Annotated in this window: 16 protein-coding genes; 12 read left to right on the top strand and 4 right to left on the bottom strand. The window is 63.1% G+C overall.

The genetic code is table 11. The features are described 5' to 3' along the window. The first annotated feature begins 90 nt into the window (after positions 1 to 90). Positions 91 to 939 (top strand): hypothetical protein, encoded by an 849-nt coding sequence (locus tag Q7T45_RS24870; protein WP_304874443.1) that lies wholly within the window; start codon positions 91 to 93, stop codon positions 937 to 939. Here the strand turns inward: Q7T45_RS24870 and Q7T45_RS24865 are convergent. Continuing rightward, positions 936 to 1,613 carry a DUF599 domain-containing protein gene (locus Q7T45_RS24865; protein WP_304874441.1) on the bottom strand — a complete coding sequence of 226 codons (678 nt, stop codon included), beginning with the start codon at positions 1,611 to 1,613 and terminating at the stop codon, positions 936 to 938. The genes Q7T45_RS24870 and Q7T45_RS24865 overlap by 4 nt on opposite strands. 163 nt (positions 1,614 to 1,776) lie before the next feature. Here Q7T45_RS24865 and Q7T45_RS24860 point away from each other — a divergent pair, with 163 nt between their 5' ends. The 4 genes from Q7T45_RS24860 to Q7T45_RS24845 all read left to right on the top strand — a co-directional run bounded on the left by Q7T45_RS24860 (position 1,777) and on the right by Q7T45_RS24845 (position 4,504). After that, complete coding sequence (locus tag Q7T45_RS24860; RefSeq protein WP_304874440.1) at positions 1,777 to 2,436, top strand: glutathione S-transferase family protein; 660 nt, start codon at positions 1,777 to 1,779, stop codon at positions 2,434 to 2,436. A gap of 269 nt (positions 2,437 to 2,705) precedes the next feature. After that, positions 2,706 to 2,909 (top strand): hypothetical protein, encoded by a 204-nt coding sequence (locus Q7T45_RS24855; protein ID WP_304874438.1) that lies wholly within the window; start codon positions 2,706 to 2,708, stop codon positions 2,907 to 2,909. A gap of 158 nt (positions 2,910 to 3,067) precedes the next feature. Continuing rightward, a complete protein-coding gene (locus tag Q7T45_RS24850; RefSeq protein ID WP_304874436.1) occupies positions 3,068 to 4,027 on the top strand; it encodes a hypothetical protein in 960 nt (319 codons plus the stop codon). A gap of 39 nt (positions 4,028 to 4,066) precedes the next feature. Continuing rightward, on the top strand, positions 4,067 to 4,504 hold the full coding sequence (locus tag Q7T45_RS24845; RefSeq protein WP_304874434.1) for a DUF1489 family protein: 438 nt from the start codon (positions 4,067 to 4,069) through the stop codon (positions 4,502 to 4,504). Here the strand turns inward: Q7T45_RS24845 and panC are convergent. Then, entirely contained in the window at positions 4,501 to 5,352 is an 852-nt protein-coding gene (gene panC / locus Q7T45_RS24840) for a pantoate--beta-alanine ligase (protein WP_304874432.1), read from the bottom strand. The genes Q7T45_RS24845 and panC overlap by 4 nt on opposite strands. 280 nt (positions 5,353 to 5,632) lie before the next feature. Here panC and Q7T45_RS24835 point away from each other — a divergent pair, with 280 nt between their 5' ends. The 4 genes from Q7T45_RS24835 to Q7T45_RS24820 all read left to right on the top strand — a co-directional run bounded on the left by Q7T45_RS24835 (position 5,633) and on the right by Q7T45_RS24820 (position 9,525). Next, positions 5,633 to 6,556: a division plane positioning ATPase MipZ gene (locus Q7T45_RS24835; protein ID WP_304746242.1), complete on the top strand. Its 924-nt coding sequence runs from the start codon at positions 5,633 to 5,635 to the stop codon at positions 6,554 to 6,556. Positions 6,557 to 6,911: 355 nt separating this feature from the next. Then, on the top strand, positions 6,912 to 7,802 hold the full coding sequence (locus tag Q7T45_RS24830; protein WP_304874431.1) for an alpha/beta fold hydrolase: 891 nt from the start codon (positions 6,912 to 6,914) through the stop codon (positions 7,800 to 7,802). A gap of 156 nt (positions 7,803 to 7,958) precedes the next feature. Beyond that, the gene (locus Q7T45_RS24825) at positions 7,959 to 8,720 is read left to right on the top strand and encodes a VWA domain-containing protein (protein WP_304874430.1); all 762 of its coding nucleotides are present in this window, start codon (positions 7,959 to 7,961) and stop codon (positions 8,718 to 8,720) included. A gap of 76 nt (positions 8,721 to 8,796) precedes the next feature. Next, on the top strand, positions 8,797 to 9,525 hold the full coding sequence (locus Q7T45_RS24820; protein ID WP_304874429.1) for a DnaJ domain-containing protein: 729 nt from the start codon (positions 8,797 to 8,799) through the stop codon (positions 9,523 to 9,525). 232 nt (positions 9,526 to 9,757) lie between these two features. Here the strand turns inward: Q7T45_RS24820 and Q7T45_RS24815 are convergent, their stop codons facing one another. Next, positions 9,758 to 11,620 carry a serine hydrolase gene (locus Q7T45_RS24815; RefSeq protein ID WP_304874428.1) on the bottom strand — a complete coding sequence of 621 codons (1,863 nt, stop codon included), beginning with the start codon at positions 11,618 to 11,620 and terminating at the stop codon, positions 9,758 to 9,760. Positions 11,621 to 12,019: 399 nt separating this feature from the next. Between Q7T45_RS24815 and Q7T45_RS24810 the strand changes: the two genes are divergently transcribed. After that, positions 12,020 to 12,358 (top strand): phasin family protein, encoded by a 339-nt coding sequence (locus Q7T45_RS24810; RefSeq protein WP_304746232.1) that lies wholly within the window; start codon positions 12,020 to 12,022, stop codon positions 12,356 to 12,358. Positions 12,359 to 12,452: 94 nt separating this feature from the next. On the opposite strand, the gene Q7T45_RS24805 is transcribed toward Q7T45_RS24810, so the two are convergent. Beyond that, on the bottom strand, positions 12,453 to 13,769 hold the full coding sequence (locus tag Q7T45_RS24805; protein ID WP_304874425.1) for a TadE/TadG family type IV pilus assembly protein: 1,317 nt from the start codon (positions 13,767 to 13,769) through the stop codon (positions 12,453 to 12,455). Positions 13,770 to 14,299: 530 nt separating this feature from the next. Here Q7T45_RS24805 and clpS point away from each other — a divergent pair. After that, the gene (gene clpS / locus Q7T45_RS24800; RefSeq protein ID WP_304746270.1) at positions 14,300 to 14,632 is read left to right on the top strand and encodes an ATP-dependent Clp protease adapter ClpS; all 333 of its coding nucleotides are present in this window, start codon (positions 14,300 to 14,302) and stop codon (positions 14,630 to 14,632) included. A gap of 218 nt (positions 14,633 to 14,850) precedes the next feature. Continuing rightward, on the top strand, positions 14,851 to 16,046 hold a 1,196-nt coding region (locus tag Q7T45_RS24795), incomplete at its 3' end, for an AAA family ATPase (RefSeq protein ID WP_304874423.1).

The raw sequence follows: 16,046 nt of genomic DNA, 5'->3' as shown, positions 1-16,046 counted from the left end.
TGGTCATTCCGCAGGGAATAGCAGCCGGTTTTGCGACCGCAAAAGGCGCGCGCTATAATGCCAGGCTCGGGCAAATCGGCAGGTCGATCGGTGGAACCAGGTCAGGCCATACGCGCAGGCATTGCGGCATCAGCGATTGCGCATCTGTCGGTGCTGATCCTGGTGCTGCTGTTCAGCGAGGTGCATCCGTTCGGTTCGGCGACCGCCGATCCGGTCGCGGTCAATATCGTGACGTCGGAAGAAGTCGCGGACAAGAAACCGGAGCCCGTCGTGGCGCCCGAGGCCAAGCCTGCTTTCGACCTGCTCACGCCACTTGCGCCTTCGAGTTCCCCGGCACCCGCCCCGGCGCCGGCCGCAGCCTCGCAGGCGGCAACACAAAAGGCGGCGCCTCCGCCGCCATCGCCTGCCGTCGGTCAGAAAGCGGCGGCGCCTCCGCAGCCTCCTGCCGCCCAAACGGCGGCGGCGCAGCCGTCATCGCCGCCGCCGCCCGCCTACGCTGCTCCCCAGCCTGATCTGTCGATCAAGTACAATGTGATGCTTGGGCTGCCCCCGGCCATGTCCCCGGATCTGCCGCCCGCGAGATCAGGCGACCGGCCCGGCGAACCGTTCGATGGTCCCGCATCGACATCGGCGGACATCGCGTCGAGCCTGGTCGCGGAATTTCGGCGTCATCTCAGGACATGTTTGAAATTGCCGCCATCGATCGCGGCGTCCGAAAAGCTCAAGATCAAGTTGCGGGTTTTCATGACGCCCGAAGCCAGGCTCGCGGCGGAGCCGGTCCTGATCGAGGCCAGCGCGTCGCCCAAGGGGCCGGCCCTGATGCAAGGCGCGATCGGTGCGCTGCAAGCTTGTCAGCCTTACGCAATGTTGCCGACGGACCGGTACGGCGAATGGAAAGTGCTCGATCTCAGCTTCACGCCGCAGGATTTCGCCGGCTAACTCCCCATCGCCCGCCAGGCGTTGGAGGCGAATTGCCGGCGCCAGGTGACGATCACCACCGCCGCGGTGGTGATGAACAGCACCCAGGGGCTGACGAACCAGCCGAGATAGCCGAGTGCAAAGAAGAACGCGCGCTGGCCGCGGTTGAAATGCCGGCCCGCGGCCTCGAACAGTCTCGTGGTGCGGATCACGTGGGCTTCCGCTTCCGCCGTGTCGCGCTGCTCGACCGGCGGCATCGCGCCGAGCAGGATCGAGACATAGTTGAACAGCCGGTAGGACCAGGCGAATTTGAAGAACGCGTAGACGAAAATCAGGATCAGCCCGACGCATTTGATCTCCCACAGCGCCGGCGAGGGCGTGAGGTCGATCGGCAAGGCCCTGAGCACGGCCAGCGCCTCGTTGGTCGCCCGCAGCAGCGCCAGCGCGCCGCCGACCGCGATCAGGCTGGTGGAGGCGAAAAATGCCGTACCGTTCTGCAGCGCGCCCATGATCTGCATGTCGACCATGCGGGCCTCGCGGTCGAGCATGCGCCGGACCCAGACCTCGCGGTAGACATTCATGCGGGCCGACAGGCTGTCGCGTCCGTAGGCGGTGTGTTCCAGCGTGAGGGCATACACCGTCCATTCCAGGACGAAGAAGCCGACCGCCAGAATATCGACCCAATAAGCAGCCATGTTTCATCCCCCGGATGCCTGCGAAGGCTGCCACGCATGATCCATCGCGGCAACCGGCACGATGGCGGATCGGCCGGTTGAACCGTCGCCGAGCGCTGTGGCAAGGTGATTGGCCAAGAACTTGCCAATAACAAGAACTTGCCAACAACAGGATTGCTTCGAGATGGCTTTGAAACTGGTGATCGGCAACAAGAACTATTCCTCGTGGTCGATGCGGCCGTGGCTGGCGCTGCGCGCCAGCAACATCCCGTTCGAAGAGATTTTCATTCCGCTCTATACCGACGACAGGGCCGACAAGGACCGGCTCCTGAGTTTCTCGCGTTCCGGCAAGGTGCCGGCGCTGATCGATGGCGACCTCACGATCTGGGATTCGCTGGCCATCATCGAATATCTGGCCGAACGGTTTCCGGAAGCCGGACTGTGGCCCGAGGATCGCGCGCGCCGCGCGCATGCGCGCTCGATCTCGGCGGAGATGCATTCGGGTTTCATGGCGCTGCGCAACGAATGCGGCATGAACCTGCATCGTCCGGTCGGCGCCATCGAGCTGTCGGCCGACGCCCGCGCCAATGTCGCGCGGATCGAGGAAATCTGGAGCGAATGCCGTGAGCGCTATGGCGCAGGGGGCGCATTCCTGTTCGGGGCCTTCGGCGCCGCGGACGCCATGTTTGCGCCGGTCGTGCACCGGTTTCGCACCTATGCGATCCCTGTGGCGCCGCATGCAGCGGCCTATATGGAGACGATGATGGCATTGCCTGCCTTCGCGGAATGGACCCGCGCCGGGCTCGCCGAAACCCTCGTGATCGAGAAATTCGAAACGGTGTGAGGTTCCGTTTCCGGCAGTGATGCGTCCGCCGGGATGCCAAGTTCCCGGGCGCGGTCGGGGCCGTATCAAAGCGGCTTCGGCAGGCGGTCACGCAGATTAGTCCAGACCCGGCAGATTGGCAACTATCCTCCTGAAAAGCCTGAAAGATATGCGCATTTGCCATGCCCTGATGTGGCTGGTTAATTCGGCCGTCCCTGTGCTATCTTGCCACAGGGTATTCAGTCGGCCGAAGCCAGCGGGACCGTGGGCATGGCCGACGTTTTTGCGTGATGGAGAGGGCGTTGAAGCACAAATTCACCGTTGGAGAGACTGTCTATTTCACTGCCAGCAATGTTGCCCGTCCGGCGGCCAGCGGCACCTATGAGGTGATCCGGCTGCTCCCGACCGATGGCGATGACTACCAGTACCGGATCAAGAGCTCGACCGAGGCTTTCGAACGGGTGGCCAAGGAAAGCCAGCTCGACATCTCCTGAGTGAATTCGCGTGCGTCATGGCCGGGTTGAGCCGTTCTGGCTCCGCTCGCCGTCAAAACGCCCCGTTCGCGGAAATATTCTGCGCAAGTTGAGTGCGTGAGGGATCAGCATTCAGCTTTCGCTGAATGCGTTGGCTGCTGCGTTGAGGGACACCGCGCATGAACTGGGACTGGGCTTCGTCGCTGGATCAATTCTGGCGTTCGCCGACCTTTCCGATGTGGCTGACACTGGCCACGGCGGGATTCTTTGCACTTGTCGTGCTCATCATGGTGTTGCGCGCCGAGAAATCGGTCGCCAACGCCATGCTGGCGGTCATCACGCTGCTGGCGATCGGCGTCACAAGCGCGGCTACCCTTCGCGCGTTCGGTCCGGACAGCCGCAGCGCGACCGGAGAAACCCGGTCTCCGTCGTTGACCGCAGCGCTCCCGGCCTTGTCGTGTATCGACGATCTGGCCGGCGAAACCGTGCTGACGGCCTGCGAGAAGGCGCTGTTCGGTTCCGCCGAAGTTACCGCCGCGGCGCTGTCCTATGCGGCGGCCCAAATCACGCGGCTGACGGCCTTCGGCGACGCCGCGACCGCCAACCTGACGCCCGAGCTGCTGGCGCTGCGCCGGGCGGTCGAGCGTGACCGCTACGGGTTGATGGCCTATGTGCTGCTGGCGCGCGACCGTTGCACGCAGTCGGATTGTGCGGCGTTTCGGTCGCTGACAAATCGCCAGCAACTGGTGTCCAACATGGATGAGCGGGTCTATGACGGCCTGGTGATGCGATACTCTGCGTCATGGAACGCACCGCCGCCGATGGCGGCAGCAGCACCGGTGGCGGCGCTGGCGCCAACGATGCCCACCGGCAAGCCCACCAATGCCGAATTTCCGTCCGCAGCCTCGACCCCGCCGGTCAACATCATGACACCCGAGCCGGGCCCGGCGCCGTCTGCGTCACGCGCGCCGACGCCGGCGAATGCGCCGCTGCCGTCAGCGCGCCCGACAACAACGATCACTGCGACGGCGCCGGCAGCACCAGCTGCTGCCAAAAAGCAGCCCGCGCCGAAATCCTCGCGCGCTGCTCCGGTTCAACTTGCGCCCGCCGCGGCGGCACCCGCGGCCGACGACGAGTGATGCTTCCAAAATCCGCCGCCGGGCGCTAAACGTCACGGCATGCCACTTCATCTCCTCAAGCTCTGTGTCGGTTGCGAGTCCATCAAGGAACTCAAGGGCTGGGTCGCCGAGCGCATGGCGACGGCCAGGAAAAAGGGCCTGCCGCTTCATCATATTCACGTCACGCGGATGGTGCCGAAACGCGGCGACGAAATTATCGCGGGCGGCTCGCTCTACTGGGTGATCAAGGGCGAAATCGCGGCGCGGGAAAAAATCATCGCGATCGAGCCGTTTCGCGACAAGGACGGCATCGGACGATGCCGGCTGGTGATGCAGCCCAAGGTGATCGCGGTATCGCCGCGACCGATGCGCGCGTTCCAGGGCTGGCGCTATTTCACGCCGGACATGGCACCGCCAGATCTCGGCAAGGCCGCCGCCAGCGTCGCGGCGATGCCGGAGCCGATGCGCCGCGAATTGCGCGATCTCGGGCTGCTCTAAACCCCGAGATTATCGATCAGCCGCGTCTTGCCGAGCCTGGCGGCCACCAGAATGCGCGCCGGGCCATCCTTCACCGAAGCGATCGGCGCCAGCGTCACAGCATGCCGGACTTCGAAATAGTCGACGATGAAACCGGCGTTGGTAATCAGTTCGCGGCCGCCGGCCATCGCGGCTTCAACATCGTCGCCGGCGCGCAGGCGCTTGGCGCTTTCCTTCATGGCGCGGTACAGCACCGGCGCCACTTGCCGTTCCCCCGGCGTGAGGTAGACGTTGCGCGAGGACATCGCGAGGCCGTCGCGCTCGCGCACGGTCCGCGAGCCGATCACCTTGACGCGGAGGTCGAGATCGCCGGCCATTTGCGCCACCACCCGCAACTGCTGGAAGTCCTTTTCGCCGAAGATCGCGAAATCCGGCCTGACCTGCGTGAACAATTTGCCGACGACGGTGGCGACGCCGCCGAAGAAGTGCGGCCGGAAGCGGTCTTCCAGCCCCGCGACCGCCGGTCCCTCCGGCACGATCCGGGTGGCGAAGCCCTCCGGGTACATGACCTTGACGTCCGGGTTCCAGATCAGGTCGACATCCTCAGCGGCGAGCCGGCTGACATCGGCCTTCCAGGTACGCGGGTACGAACCGAAATCTTCCGTCGGTGCGAATTGCGTGGGGTTCACGAAGATCGAGACGATGACTTTCCTGGCGCGGCCTTTCGCCAGCCGGACCAGCGACACATGGCCGTCATGGAGCGCTCCCATGGTCGGCACCAGCGCGATGGTAGCCTTTCTGGCGCGAAGGCCGTCGAGGGCGCGCCGCAATGCAGGGACCGTGCGGACGATCATGGGACTTCGCGACATCTGGGCTCGATCAGTCGGGGTCGGGGAGGCCGGAGCTTCCGACGAGGCGGCGGGAAGCAGATCATATCAAGGCGGAGGCTTCATCGCCAAGCGCTTCGCCTGCCGCATCAGGTCGGACCGCCCAAAAGATATCCACCAAACGTGCGCTCGATCACAGACGCCGTCGATCCCGGCGTGAGATTCATGATTAAGGCAGACAGCCAACGATTTCGCGGTGTTATCGCGCATTTCACTTGACCGCGGTCGCGCGGAATTTGAAGATATCCACAGGGGCTGAAGCATGTTGGTGCAGACTAGTCAGGGGCAGTCGGGCTCGGCGCATGTGGTTGTGCTGGGCAACGAGAAGGGCGGATCGGGAAAATCCACCACCGCCTTGCACATCGCTGTCGCCCTGATGAAAGCGGGCCAGCGCGTTGCCACCATCGATCTGGATTGCCGCCAGCAAAGCTTCACCCGCTACATCGGCAACCGCAGCGCATGGGCGCGTCGCACCGGCCTTGATCTCGAGATCCCGGTGCATCGCTGCATCAAGCTCGGCGAGACCATGCAGATCGCCGACAATGAGACGTCCGAATTCCAGCAGTTCATGGACGCCGTCAGCGCGGTCGAGCGCTCCTTCGATTTTATCGTGATCGATACTCCGGGGTCGGACAGCTATCTGATGCGCCTTGCGCACTCGATGGCCGACACGCTGGTAACGCCGATCAATGACAGCTTCCTCGACTTCGACGTGCTGGGAACCGTCGACCCCGCCACTTATTCCGTGACCGGCGAGAGCCACTATGCGGAGATGGTGCGGGATACCAGGCGCAAGCGCCGCCAGCTCGACGGCGCCACCACCGACTGGATCGTGGTCCGCAACCGGTTGTCGATGCTGGGATCGCGCAACAAGCAACTCGTCGCCGATGGCCTCAAGGAGTTGTCGTTCCGGCTCGGCTTCCGCTCGATCGACGGCTTTGCCGAGCGTGTGGTGTATCGCGAGTTCTTCCCGCGCGGGCTGACCGCGCTCGACGACCTCGACGAGGCGACGCTGGGCACCCGGCCGAGTCTCGGCCATGTGACGGCGCGCGAAGAGGTGACGAGCCTGCTGCGGCAGTTGAAGCTGCCGCTGGATGAGCGCGGCCGTCGCCGTGCCGCCAACCGGGCCGAATGGTTCACCCAGGTCGACAAGCCGCTCGAAGTCCACGACATCCTCGGCGCCTGAACCGCCCGCGGTGGGCGGTTACCGGTATCTTGATGCCTCCCACCCTGGAAGGCGCATGGCGCACCGCCGCGATAGCTCGCCAGGGCGGAACCTATCGCCCCTCGGTCCGTTTTTTACTGGACCTTTACCGAAGACCTGAACCTGACGTTGAGTTGTGACGTCCGACAGTGTGGGAACGCGCAGTGGGTTCCCGACTGTGCACCTGCACAAAAAGAGGTTGCAGCGCACAACGATCAGGCGGCTAATTCACAACATTTGGTCTTCCTGTCAACTAGCCGTGACATATATCATGGACAAGGGAACGCAGAGTCCCGAACATTGGAATACGGCCCGAAAGGGTGCGCCGAGGACGAACATGAAACGTGGAATTCTCGTTCTGCTTTCGCTTAGCGTTCTGGTTGCGGTCGGTTACTTCACCGCAAGCAAATGGGCGATCCGTCATGAGACGGTGACGTTCATCGATCCGGCGCGCGGCAACCGTCCGGTCGCCGTCGTTATCGCCGTCCGGCGCGACAAGGAGATGCAGGCCAATGCCGGCATGATCACGCTGCCGGTCGCGGTGCTCAACCACGGCAACACCGTCAAGCATTCCGAGTATTCGTTCCTCGCCAACGTCTTCGCGGCGCGCGGCTACCTGTCGCTCAGCCCCCAGCATGACCTGCCGACCGATCCGCCGATGGTGACCAAGCCCGGTGAACTCTATGTCGGCCGCCTGCCGCAGATCCAGCGCGGCGTGGCCAACATCCATTTTGCCGTCGACGAGATGAAGAAGATTCAGCCGAACGCGAACTATGACAAGCTGACCATGGTAGGTCATTCGATGGGCGGCGATATCTCGATGTATTTCGCCAAGGAATACCCCGAGCATATCAAGAAGGTCGTAACGCTCGACAATTTGCGCGTGCCGTTCATGACCGACGCCAAGTTCAAGATCCTGTCGTTCCGCTCGAAGGATGCCCAGTTCAAGCCGGATCCCGGGGTCGTTCCCGATGCCGAGCAGTGCGAGAAATCGGATATCACGGTCGTGGATACCGGCTTCCAGCACAACGACATGCGCGATACCGGTCCGGACACCGCAAAAGCCTCGATCCAGTCGATGCTCGACAAGTTCCTGAGCGATACCGACAGCGCGCTCGCGCCGGTCGATACCAAAGCGCCGAAGATCATCGAGAAGGGCTCGGTGAAGGGACCGGTCTCGGCGTTGAGCCCGCCCGCATCGAAGTCGTCGCGCCCTGTGACGAATTGATTGTTGCCGGAATCGAGACGACGCAGTCCGCCGTGGCCTTTTGCGAACGGGCAGGCGGCCTGCGAAGGGGCAGGCGACCTGCGAAGGGGCAGGCGACGGCATTGACCGCCTGCCGGTCCCGACCCACATAGAGCTCGCTGCAATTTGCGAGTGCTGATGTCCGGCGAACCCACCAAACCGAAACCGCCAAGCGAACTATCCGCAGCGCAAAAGGCTGCGTCCGGCAAACCGCTGCCGGAAGCGAGGCCGTCCGCTTCGGACGAGATCGCCGCGTTCGTCGCCAAAGCCCGCGCGATGTCGCCGCATGCGGCCGGAGCGCGGGGCAGGATGGTGTTCGCGCTCGACGCCACCATGAGCCGGCAGCCGACCTGGGACATGGCCTGTGCGCTGCAAGCCGACATGTTTCGCGAAGCCGCAGCTCTCGGCAGTCTCGACATCCGCCTCGTCTACTATCGCGGCCTCAATGAATGCCGGGCCTCGGGATGGATTTCCGATAGCGCGCAACTGGCCAGGCTGATGGGCAAGATCGATTGCCGCGGCGGCAATACCCAGATCGGCAAGGTGCTGTCGGAAGCGCGGCGGGAGGCGGTGGCCTCGGGGGTGCGCGCGGTGGTGTTCGTCGGCGACGCCGTCGAAGAGGCGATCGACGATCTCTGCGTCAAGGCCGGCGAACTCGGCCTGCTCAAGGTGCCGGTATTCATGTTCCAGGAAGGACACGACGACGTCGCTGAACGCGGGTTTCGCGAGATCGCGCGCCTCACCGGCGGGGCGTGGTGCCGGTTCGATCCGGGTGCCGCCGCGCAGCTGCGCGAGCTGTTGCGCGCGGCGGCGGCCTATGCCGCGGGCGGGCGCGAGGCGCTGCTGCGGCTGTCGAAAACCGGCAGCGGTGCCGCCAAATTGCTCGGCCAGATGAAGTGAGCGCGCTCCTCTGCTCCGAAAGGGGAAGGGCGGGTGACCGCATGCTTTTTGGCCCCGACCCCACTATACTGAAATCATGGCAACCCTGATCGCCGGCGTCGTCGCCGTTATCCTGCTCTATTCGCTGCTGCAGATGTTTCGCGCGGCCAATCCCGTCATTCTGGCCCGCGCCATCAAGATTGGCGGCGGCGTCGTGGCGCTTGCGGTCGCGGCCTTTACCGGCCTCAGGGGGGAGCTTGCGGTGGCCATCCCACTCGGCATCTTCGGCGCGGGGCTGCTCGGCTGGTCGCCGTTCGGATCATCGGGCTTCAGCAATATCGGCGGAATGTTCGGCGCCGGCGCCAGGCGCTCCGCGGGACAGACCTCGAAGGTCCGTTCGCAGTTTCTCGACATGACGCTGGATCACGACAGCGGCCAGCTCTCGGGCCAGATCGTGGCCGGACCCCATGCCGGTCATGATCTCGGCGAATTCGATCTGCCGCAACTGACGGCGATGATATCCGGCTTCGACGCTGAAAGCGTGGCGCTATTTGAAAGCTATCTGGACCGCAGGTTTCCCGCCTGGCGTCAGGACGCGCAGGGAGATGCGGCAGGGGGGCAGGGCCGTGCGGCGTCGGGCGGCAAAATGTCGGACGAGGAGGCCTATCAGATCCTTGGCCTGCAGCCGGGGGCGAACCGCGACGAGATCGGGCGCGCGCACCGGGCGCTCATGAAGAAACTGCATCCCGATCAAGGGGGGTCGACGTACCTCGCCGCCCGCGTGAACCAGGCCAAGGATACTTTGCTTCGCACGCATTTAAGCTAACTCCGGCAACGCCACACAACGCTACAAACCGCGAGTTGCTTCCGTTCTTCTCTGTCTTGACGCCCCGTGGCCGCCCGCCGTTGTCCGGCGTGGTCGATCCTTCGTCACACAGTATTAACTGCAAAATCTTGACGAGAAGTTTTCAGGGCGGGGATTTGCGGGGGTGATACGAAAATGCCGGCGCGTGGCGCCGGCATTTTGAGCTTAATTTGGCGAGTGAGTCTTTTGGGGATCAGTTCCGAACGGTAATGCAGGAAATGTCGGAGCGCTTCAGCGTCTTGCACACTGCCTCGGCCTGATCGCGGTCGAGGCCGGCGAAGCGGGCCCGGTACAGCTTCCGCTCGCCCTTGGCGACCACCGGCTCGGTGAACGGCTCGGCCTTGGCAAGCAGGCCCTTGGCCTGGCCGCGGGCGGCTTCGATGCGCGCCCGTGCCTCGCTTTCGCTTTCGAGGGCGCCGACCTGAATGATCCAGCCGGTGTGGGCGCTGGCGGGCTTGATGGCGCCGTTCTGCTGAACGGTCTGCGGCTGGGCCCGGGGCGCCGGCTCCGCATAGGCCATCGCCTGCGCGGCGGGGGCGGGCGGGGCGTTCGAGGCCGGCAAGACGCCGAGGATTCCGTTACCGGTGCCATGGTTGGCGGGCTGCGGCGGCATTTCGGTTCTGAAGATCTGGTTCTTGGCGGCTTGAGTTTTGGCGACGTTGCTTTCAGCCTTATTGGCTTCAGCCTTATTGCCTTCAGCCTTGGCCACCACGGCGCCGGATGTCTCCGGCACGTCGCGCGGCGGCGCGATCGCATGGGTGATCGTTGTGGCCGGCTGGTCCGGAGCGGCCGAGGCCAGCTTGATCTGTCCGGCCTTGACCTGAACCGTCTTCACCCGGACCGGCTTCATCGGTTCGGACGAGCCGGGGATGGCGGCGAGCTGCTGGGTCTGAATGACGCCCGATGTCAGCGGTGCCGGCTCGGTCTTGGCTTGCGGGGCGGCGGCGATTTTGGCCTGCGGCGGCACGGCCGCGGTGGCGAGCACGGACGGCTTAGCGATCGAACGCGTTGTCTGCGCGGCTGCGCCCGGCTCCTGGGCGGCGGCGGCGACCTGAATGGCGCCCTGGGCCTGGACCGTCTGCGTCGGCCGCGCGGCAGCTTCGGCTTCGGCGACATCGGCATTGGCTTCCGAAACGCTGCGCTCGGTGATCGCGGCGACGGTGCGATTGGTGGCGCCCTTGGCCAGATTTTCCGCAAGCAGGTTGCGCATGATGGCATCGCGCGAACCGCCGCTGCGGCCTCCGAGCACGACGCCGACCAGGTGGCGGTTGCCGCGGCGCATCGAGGTCACGAGATTGAAGCCGGAGGCGCGGGTGTAGCCGGTCTTGATGCCGTCGACGCCCTCGACGTTGCCGAGCAGGCGGTTGTGATTGCGGATCGCGTGGCCGCGATAGACGAAGCTCGAGGTGGCGAAGTAGCGATAATATTTCGGGAAGCGTTCCTGGATCGCACGGCCGAGCGTCGCCTGATCGCGCGCAGTGGTCACCTGCTCGCTGTTGGGCAGGCCGTTGGCATTGCGATACACCGTCTTGCTCATGCCGAGCGCGCGCGCCTTGCGCGTCATCAGCTTGGCGAAATCCTCTTCGTCGCCGGAAATGGCTTCCGCAATCACGACGGACGCGTCGTTGGCGGAGCGCGTTACCAGCCCCTTGATGGCGTCTTCGACCTTGATGGTCTGGCCCGGGCGCAGGCCGAGCTTGGTCGGCGCCTGTTCCGAGGCGTGCTCGGAGACTTCCAGTTCGGAATCAAGCTTCAGCTTGCCGGATTCAAGGCGCTCGAACAGCAGATAGAGCGTCATGATCTTGGTGAGCGAGGCGGGGAAACGAATGGCGTCGGGATTGTTGGCGGTCAGCGTGGCGCCGGAATTGGCATCGACGATGATGGAGGAGAATGCCGGGCTATAGCTCGGCTTCGCCACGTGGCGCACATGGTGGCGGCCGCGGTGGCGGCGGGCGTCGGCGGTGTCGGTCGTGAAAATGACCGCGGTGATGAGTGTGGCCAGGCCGAGTACGCAAACTCGCAAATAACGCGAGGAAGCCAAGGTTGTGCGAAGCATAAACTTCCCCGTCCCAATTTCTGTCTTGATCACCGGTTCGTGAGGCTAAATTATGCCCAACGGCCGGCGAGGTTTCCCTGCTCAAAGTCCTTATCCGGGCAGGCTTTTTCGCCCGAATGGCCCCTCAGGCCGCTGTTCTAGCTAAGACGCTGTTCACAAACAATTTTTCAGGCTGCTGTCCGGAACGCAAACAAGTCCGAGAATCAGGTTAGGCGTGCCGAGTTTCCAAAAGATTAAGCAACCGTTGCGTAGTCCCCCGGTGTTTACGGCAAATTACGGGGATTTGTGCGTCGCACAAATATTCTTGATTTTATTGTGCGATGCACTATGATGGCGGGCGTTAGGGAGCCGGGACCTCCCGGCAGATCTAATACACATCAGTCTGGGAAGGACTCCACGATGGTCAAGGTTGAAGACATCCAGCAGTACGGCAAAGAGCAGCTCGAGACGGTCGTTGCCTCCGCAACCACCATGCAGCACGGAATTCAGGCGATCGCCAGCGCCTATGGCGACTACACCAAGAAGTCGTTCGAAGACACCAAGTCGATGGTCGAGAAGCTGTCCGGCGTGAAGTCGCTGGACAAGGCGATCGAACTGCAGACCGAATTCGCGAAGTCCGCCTACGAGACCTTCGTGGCCGAGTCGCAGAAAATCGCGGGTCTCTATGGCGATCTCGCCAAGCAGACCTTCAAGCCGTTCGAGGGCCTGGTCGCCAAGTTCACTCCGGCCGCGCACTAAGCCCCAACGCAGTTTTCAGGATATCAAAAAGCCCGGCCGTCATGGCCGGGCTTTTTTCTTGTGACAGACTTCTTGTTGGTGGACTTGCGAGGAATTATCGCGCGACGCGCAGCTTCGACAGCGAGCTTCCGATGTTATTGAAGGCCGCCATGATCTGGCTCGCGGAAGTGACGGTGGAGAATTTGTCGGCGCCGCTGGCGCAGTATTGCAGGACGGCGGAGGTCGGATCGTTGTCGGTGTTCACATGCATCGTGTAGATGACGATGCCGGTTGCCTTGATGTTGTCGCACAGGATTCGCTGGCGGGCGTCGATCTGGCCATTGAATTGCGTGTGGCCGTTGCCGTAGGAAGGCCAGCGATTCTGGGTATTGAGGCCATCTGACATCACGATCAGCACCTTCTTGTAGGTGTAGTTCGCCTCTTCGGGTGGGGCGTTGAGCGGCGCGCTTTCGGTGAGAGATTGCCATCCCCAGGCGATACCGATCGGCTGATTGGTGCCGCCATTGGGCGTAAGCGAGTCAACCTTGGTCTTGAGGGCGGCGAAGTCGGTGCTGAGCGGCATCAGCTGCGCCGGACACGCATTGTATTGCTCGGCATAGAACCGGGTGGAGGGACCTCCGGTCGGCGCCGTGTTCAGCGTATCGTAGTTCTGATCACGGTCGGTGACGCAGCCATTCCAGGTGCTGTGATCCTTCGCCGTGCAATTCTGACCCCAGCCGTTGCAAGTCCTGTTGTCGTTATCCCAGTCGCTCCAGTTGATCCAGTTCGCATTATAATTGCTGGCGCCGACATTGACGTCCTTGGCGAAGGGAATGATCGAGACGTAGACGTCGCCGGGATTCTTGGCCAGCGCGCTGAGCTGGTCGATCAGGCTTTTTGCGGCGGGCTTCAGCGCGGCCATCTTGCCGTCCTGAGCCATCGAGCCGGTGACGTCGAGCGCCAGCGCCACGCGCATCCGCACATTGCCCCAAACGGAGGTCGAACTGGTGTTGAAATCGAGCTTCGGGAAGCCGGCGACCTTCATGAATTCCGTGGTCACGTTGCCGGATCCGTTGACCAGGATGGTCGAACCCTGGCTTGAACCGGGTGTGTACGTCGCGTTGATCGTCACCGATTTGGCGTCTTTATTGGTGTAGAGGGCGGTGAAATAGGCGGTCGCCTTCGCGTTGATCTCGCCGGCCGTGATCTTTCCGTCGGACAGATCCTTCGCCAGCATCAAGGCCGTCGAATCGAGGGCCGCTTGCATCGACGAGCGCGCTTTGTTGGCGCGGGTATAGTCGATCGCCGCACCCATGAAGCCGAGGAGGGGCAACAAGGCGACCCCAAAGAGCACCGCGATATTGCCCTGATTGGCGCCGGGGAAGCGGCGAACCGCGCGCCGAAACTGACTGGCAATGGATGTACCGGGCATGATTGTCACCGTATTTGGGTTTCCGTGCCCCATTTCGGGTCAGTCCGCTAAACAGCTGGTAAATCGGTCCGGGGAAAACTGGCTCAATAGCCATCTAAATGCGGATCGGCCGCCAGAAGCGTTCGCTATCGTCAATGCCCGCTAAATGACCAGCGGGCCGGCTTTGTCAAACCCGACGGAATTGATTAACCTTGCGGGGATCGCCGGGCTCGGGAATCGGCCCCGCGGCAGGTCGCATCTGGCTTGGATCAGTGCGCTTGCGGCGGGTCGAAGCCGGACCCATATTTGGAGCTATCGATCCAGCTGGTGGGGTCGAGCCGCCCGGGAGCGGCGATCCGGAAACGTGTCTGGGAACTCATTGGTTGGCTCCGCAGGGAGCCGGATGGCTCCGCAAGGAGCGCGTCGCCTGAGGCGTCCCTGGTCGCGCGGTCCGGTTTCCCGTGGGGATTTCGAACGCCTGTGCCATGCCGCAATTAACTTCCAGATTTGACTATTCCGCCGTGCCCGCCGTCGCCGCATCTGCTTCCCGAATGGGCAATGATGAGCGCAATGCCGGGGGGACGGGAGGTCCGACCACATCGGTTATCGCCAAGGTCAAGCCCAAGACCAAGCGCCCGAATCTCTATCGCGTGCTGATACTGAACGATGATTACACGCCGATGGAGTTTGTCGTTCACGTCCTGGAGAAGTTCTTCCAGAAGGATGTCGAAGCCGCGACCAAGATCATGCTCCACGTCCATCACCATGGAATCGGGGAGTGCGGGGTGTTCACCTACGAAATCGCCGAGACCAAGGTGACCCAGGTGATGGATTTTGCCCGCAAGCACCAGCATCCCCTGCAATGCGTGATGGAAAAGAAGTGACGTCCCGCGAAATCCGCTGAAAATGGGAACGGGTTTTGCTTTGAGCGGGAGGACCGGCGCTTACGGTCGGTCGGACGGGTGAGTCGCACGCCCAGGGAGTTAGAATCACTCTTGCGGAACCGGCCTTTCGCCATGATCGGACGTAACTATATGACAAAGGTTGTTGTTGCCTGACCTGAAAACGACGATCATGATGGCGGGGGCCATAGAGGACGCGAATGCCAACTTTTTCCCAGAGCCTTGAACAATCCCTGCATCGTGCGCTGGCGATTGCAAACGAGCGTCATCATCAATATGCGACGCTGGAACACCTGCTGCTGTCGCTGATCGATGATTCCGACGCGGCCGCCGTGATGCGTGCCTGCAGCGTTGATCTCGACAAGCTGCGCACCAGCCTGGTCAATTACCTCGAGACCGAATTCGAGAATCTGGTCACCGATGGCGCCGACGACGCCAAGCCGACCGCGGGCTTCCAGCGCGTGATCCAGCGCGCGGTGATCCACGTGCAGTCATCCGGCCGCGAGGAAGTTACCGGCGCCAACGTGCTGATCGCGATCTTCGCGGAGCGCGAGAGTCATGCCGCCTATTTCCTGCAGGAGCAGGACATGACCCGCTACGACGCGGTCAACTACATCAGCCACGGCATCGCCAAGCGGCCCGGGGTCTCGGAAGCCCGCCCGGTGCGCGGTGTCGATGAGGAGACCGAGACCAAGGGCAACGAGGATTCCAAGAAGAAGGGTGAGGCGCTCGATACCTACTGCGTCAACCTCAACAAGAAGGCGCGTGACGGCAAGATCGACCCGGTGATCGGCCGCAATGCCGAGATCAACCGTGCCATCCAGGTGCTGTGCCGGCGCCAGAAGAACAATCCGCTGTTCGTCGGCGAAGCCGGCGTCGGCAAGACCGCGATCGCCGAAGGCCTCGCCAAGCGCATCGTCGATAGCGAAGTGCCGGAAGTGCTGGCGGCGGCCACCGTGTTCTCGCTCGACATGGGCACGCTGCTCGCGGGCACCCGCTATCGCGGCGACTTCGAGGAGCGCCTGAAGCAGGTGCTCAAGGAACTCGAGGCGCATCCCAACGCCATCCTGTTCATCGACGAAATCCACACCGTGATCGGGGCAGGGGCTACCTCCGGCGGCGCGATGGACGCCTCCAATCTGCTAAAGCCGGCTCTGGCATCGGGCACCATCCGCTGCATGGGTTCGACCACCTACAAGGAATACCGTCAGCATTTCGAGAAGGATCGCGCGCTGGTGCGCCGGTTCCAGAAAATCGACGTCAACGAGCCGACGGTCGAGGACGCCATCGCGATCCTGAAGGGGTTAAAGCCCTATTTCGAGGACTATCACCGGCTGAAATACACCAACGAGGCGATCGAGGCCGCGGTGCAGCTGTCGTCGCGCTACATCCACGA

Source organism: Bradyrhizobium sp. (genome assembly GCF_030646015.1).
GTDB lineage: Bacteria > Pseudomonadota > Alphaproteobacteria > Rhizobiales > Xanthobacteraceae > Bradyrhizobium.
The sequence above is the reverse complement of the archived record's forward strand: the minus strand, read 5'-3'. Positions and strand labels throughout refer to the sequence as shown.

Excerpts from the sequence above, each read along its gene's own strand:
- Q7T45_RS24825 (WP_304874430.1), top strand. The coding sequence starts at position 7,959 with ATGTCCGGCGAACCCACCAAACCGAAACCGCCAAGCGAACTATCCGCA.
- clpS (WP_304746270.1), top strand. The coding sequence starts at position 14,300 with ATGGGCAATGATGAGCGCAATGCCGGGGGGACGGGAGGTCCGACCACA.
- panC (WP_304874432.1), bottom strand. The coding sequence starts at position 5,352 with ATGTCGCGAAGTCCCATGATCGTCCGCACGGTCCCTGCATTGCGGCGC.
- Q7T45_RS24805 (WP_304874425.1), bottom strand. The coding sequence starts at position 13,769 with ATGCCCGGTACATCCATTGCCAGTCAGTTTCGGCGCGCGGTTCGCCGC.
- Q7T45_RS24850 (WP_304874436.1), top strand. The coding sequence starts at position 3,068 with ATGAACTGGGACTGGGCTTCGTCGCTGGATCAATTCTGGCGTTCGCCG.
- Q7T45_RS24845 (WP_304874434.1), top strand. The coding sequence starts at position 4,067 with ATGCCACTTCATCTCCTCAAGCTCTGTGTCGGTTGCGAGTCCATCAAG.
- Q7T45_RS24810 (WP_304746232.1), top strand. The coding sequence starts at position 12,020 with ATGGTCAAGGTTGAAGACATCCAGCAGTACGGCAAAGAGCAGCTCGAG.
- Q7T45_RS24815 (WP_304874428.1), bottom strand. The coding sequence starts at position 11,620 with ATGCTTCGCACAACCTTGGCTTCCTCGCGTTATTTGCGAGTTTGCGTA.
- Q7T45_RS24820 (WP_304874429.1), top strand. The coding sequence starts at position 8,797 with ATGGCAACCCTGATCGCCGGCGTCGTCGCCGTTATCCTGCTCTATTCG.
- Q7T45_RS24835 (WP_304746242.1), top strand. The coding sequence starts at position 5,633 with ATGTTGGTGCAGACTAGTCAGGGGCAGTCGGGCTCGGCGCATGTGGTT.
- Q7T45_RS24855 (WP_304874438.1), top strand. The coding sequence starts at position 2,706 with ATGGAGAGGGCGTTGAAGCACAAATTCACCGTTGGAGAGACTGTCTAT.
- Q7T45_RS24830 (WP_304874431.1), top strand. The coding sequence starts at position 6,912 with ATGAAACGTGGAATTCTCGTTCTGCTTTCGCTTAGCGTTCTGGTTGCG.
- Q7T45_RS24860 (WP_304874440.1), top strand. The coding sequence starts at position 1,777 with ATGGCTTTGAAACTGGTGATCGGCAACAAGAACTATTCCTCGTGGTCG.
- Q7T45_RS24865 (WP_304874441.1), bottom strand. The coding sequence starts at position 1,613 with ATGGCTGCTTATTGGGTCGATATTCTGGCGGTCGGCTTCTTCGTCCTG.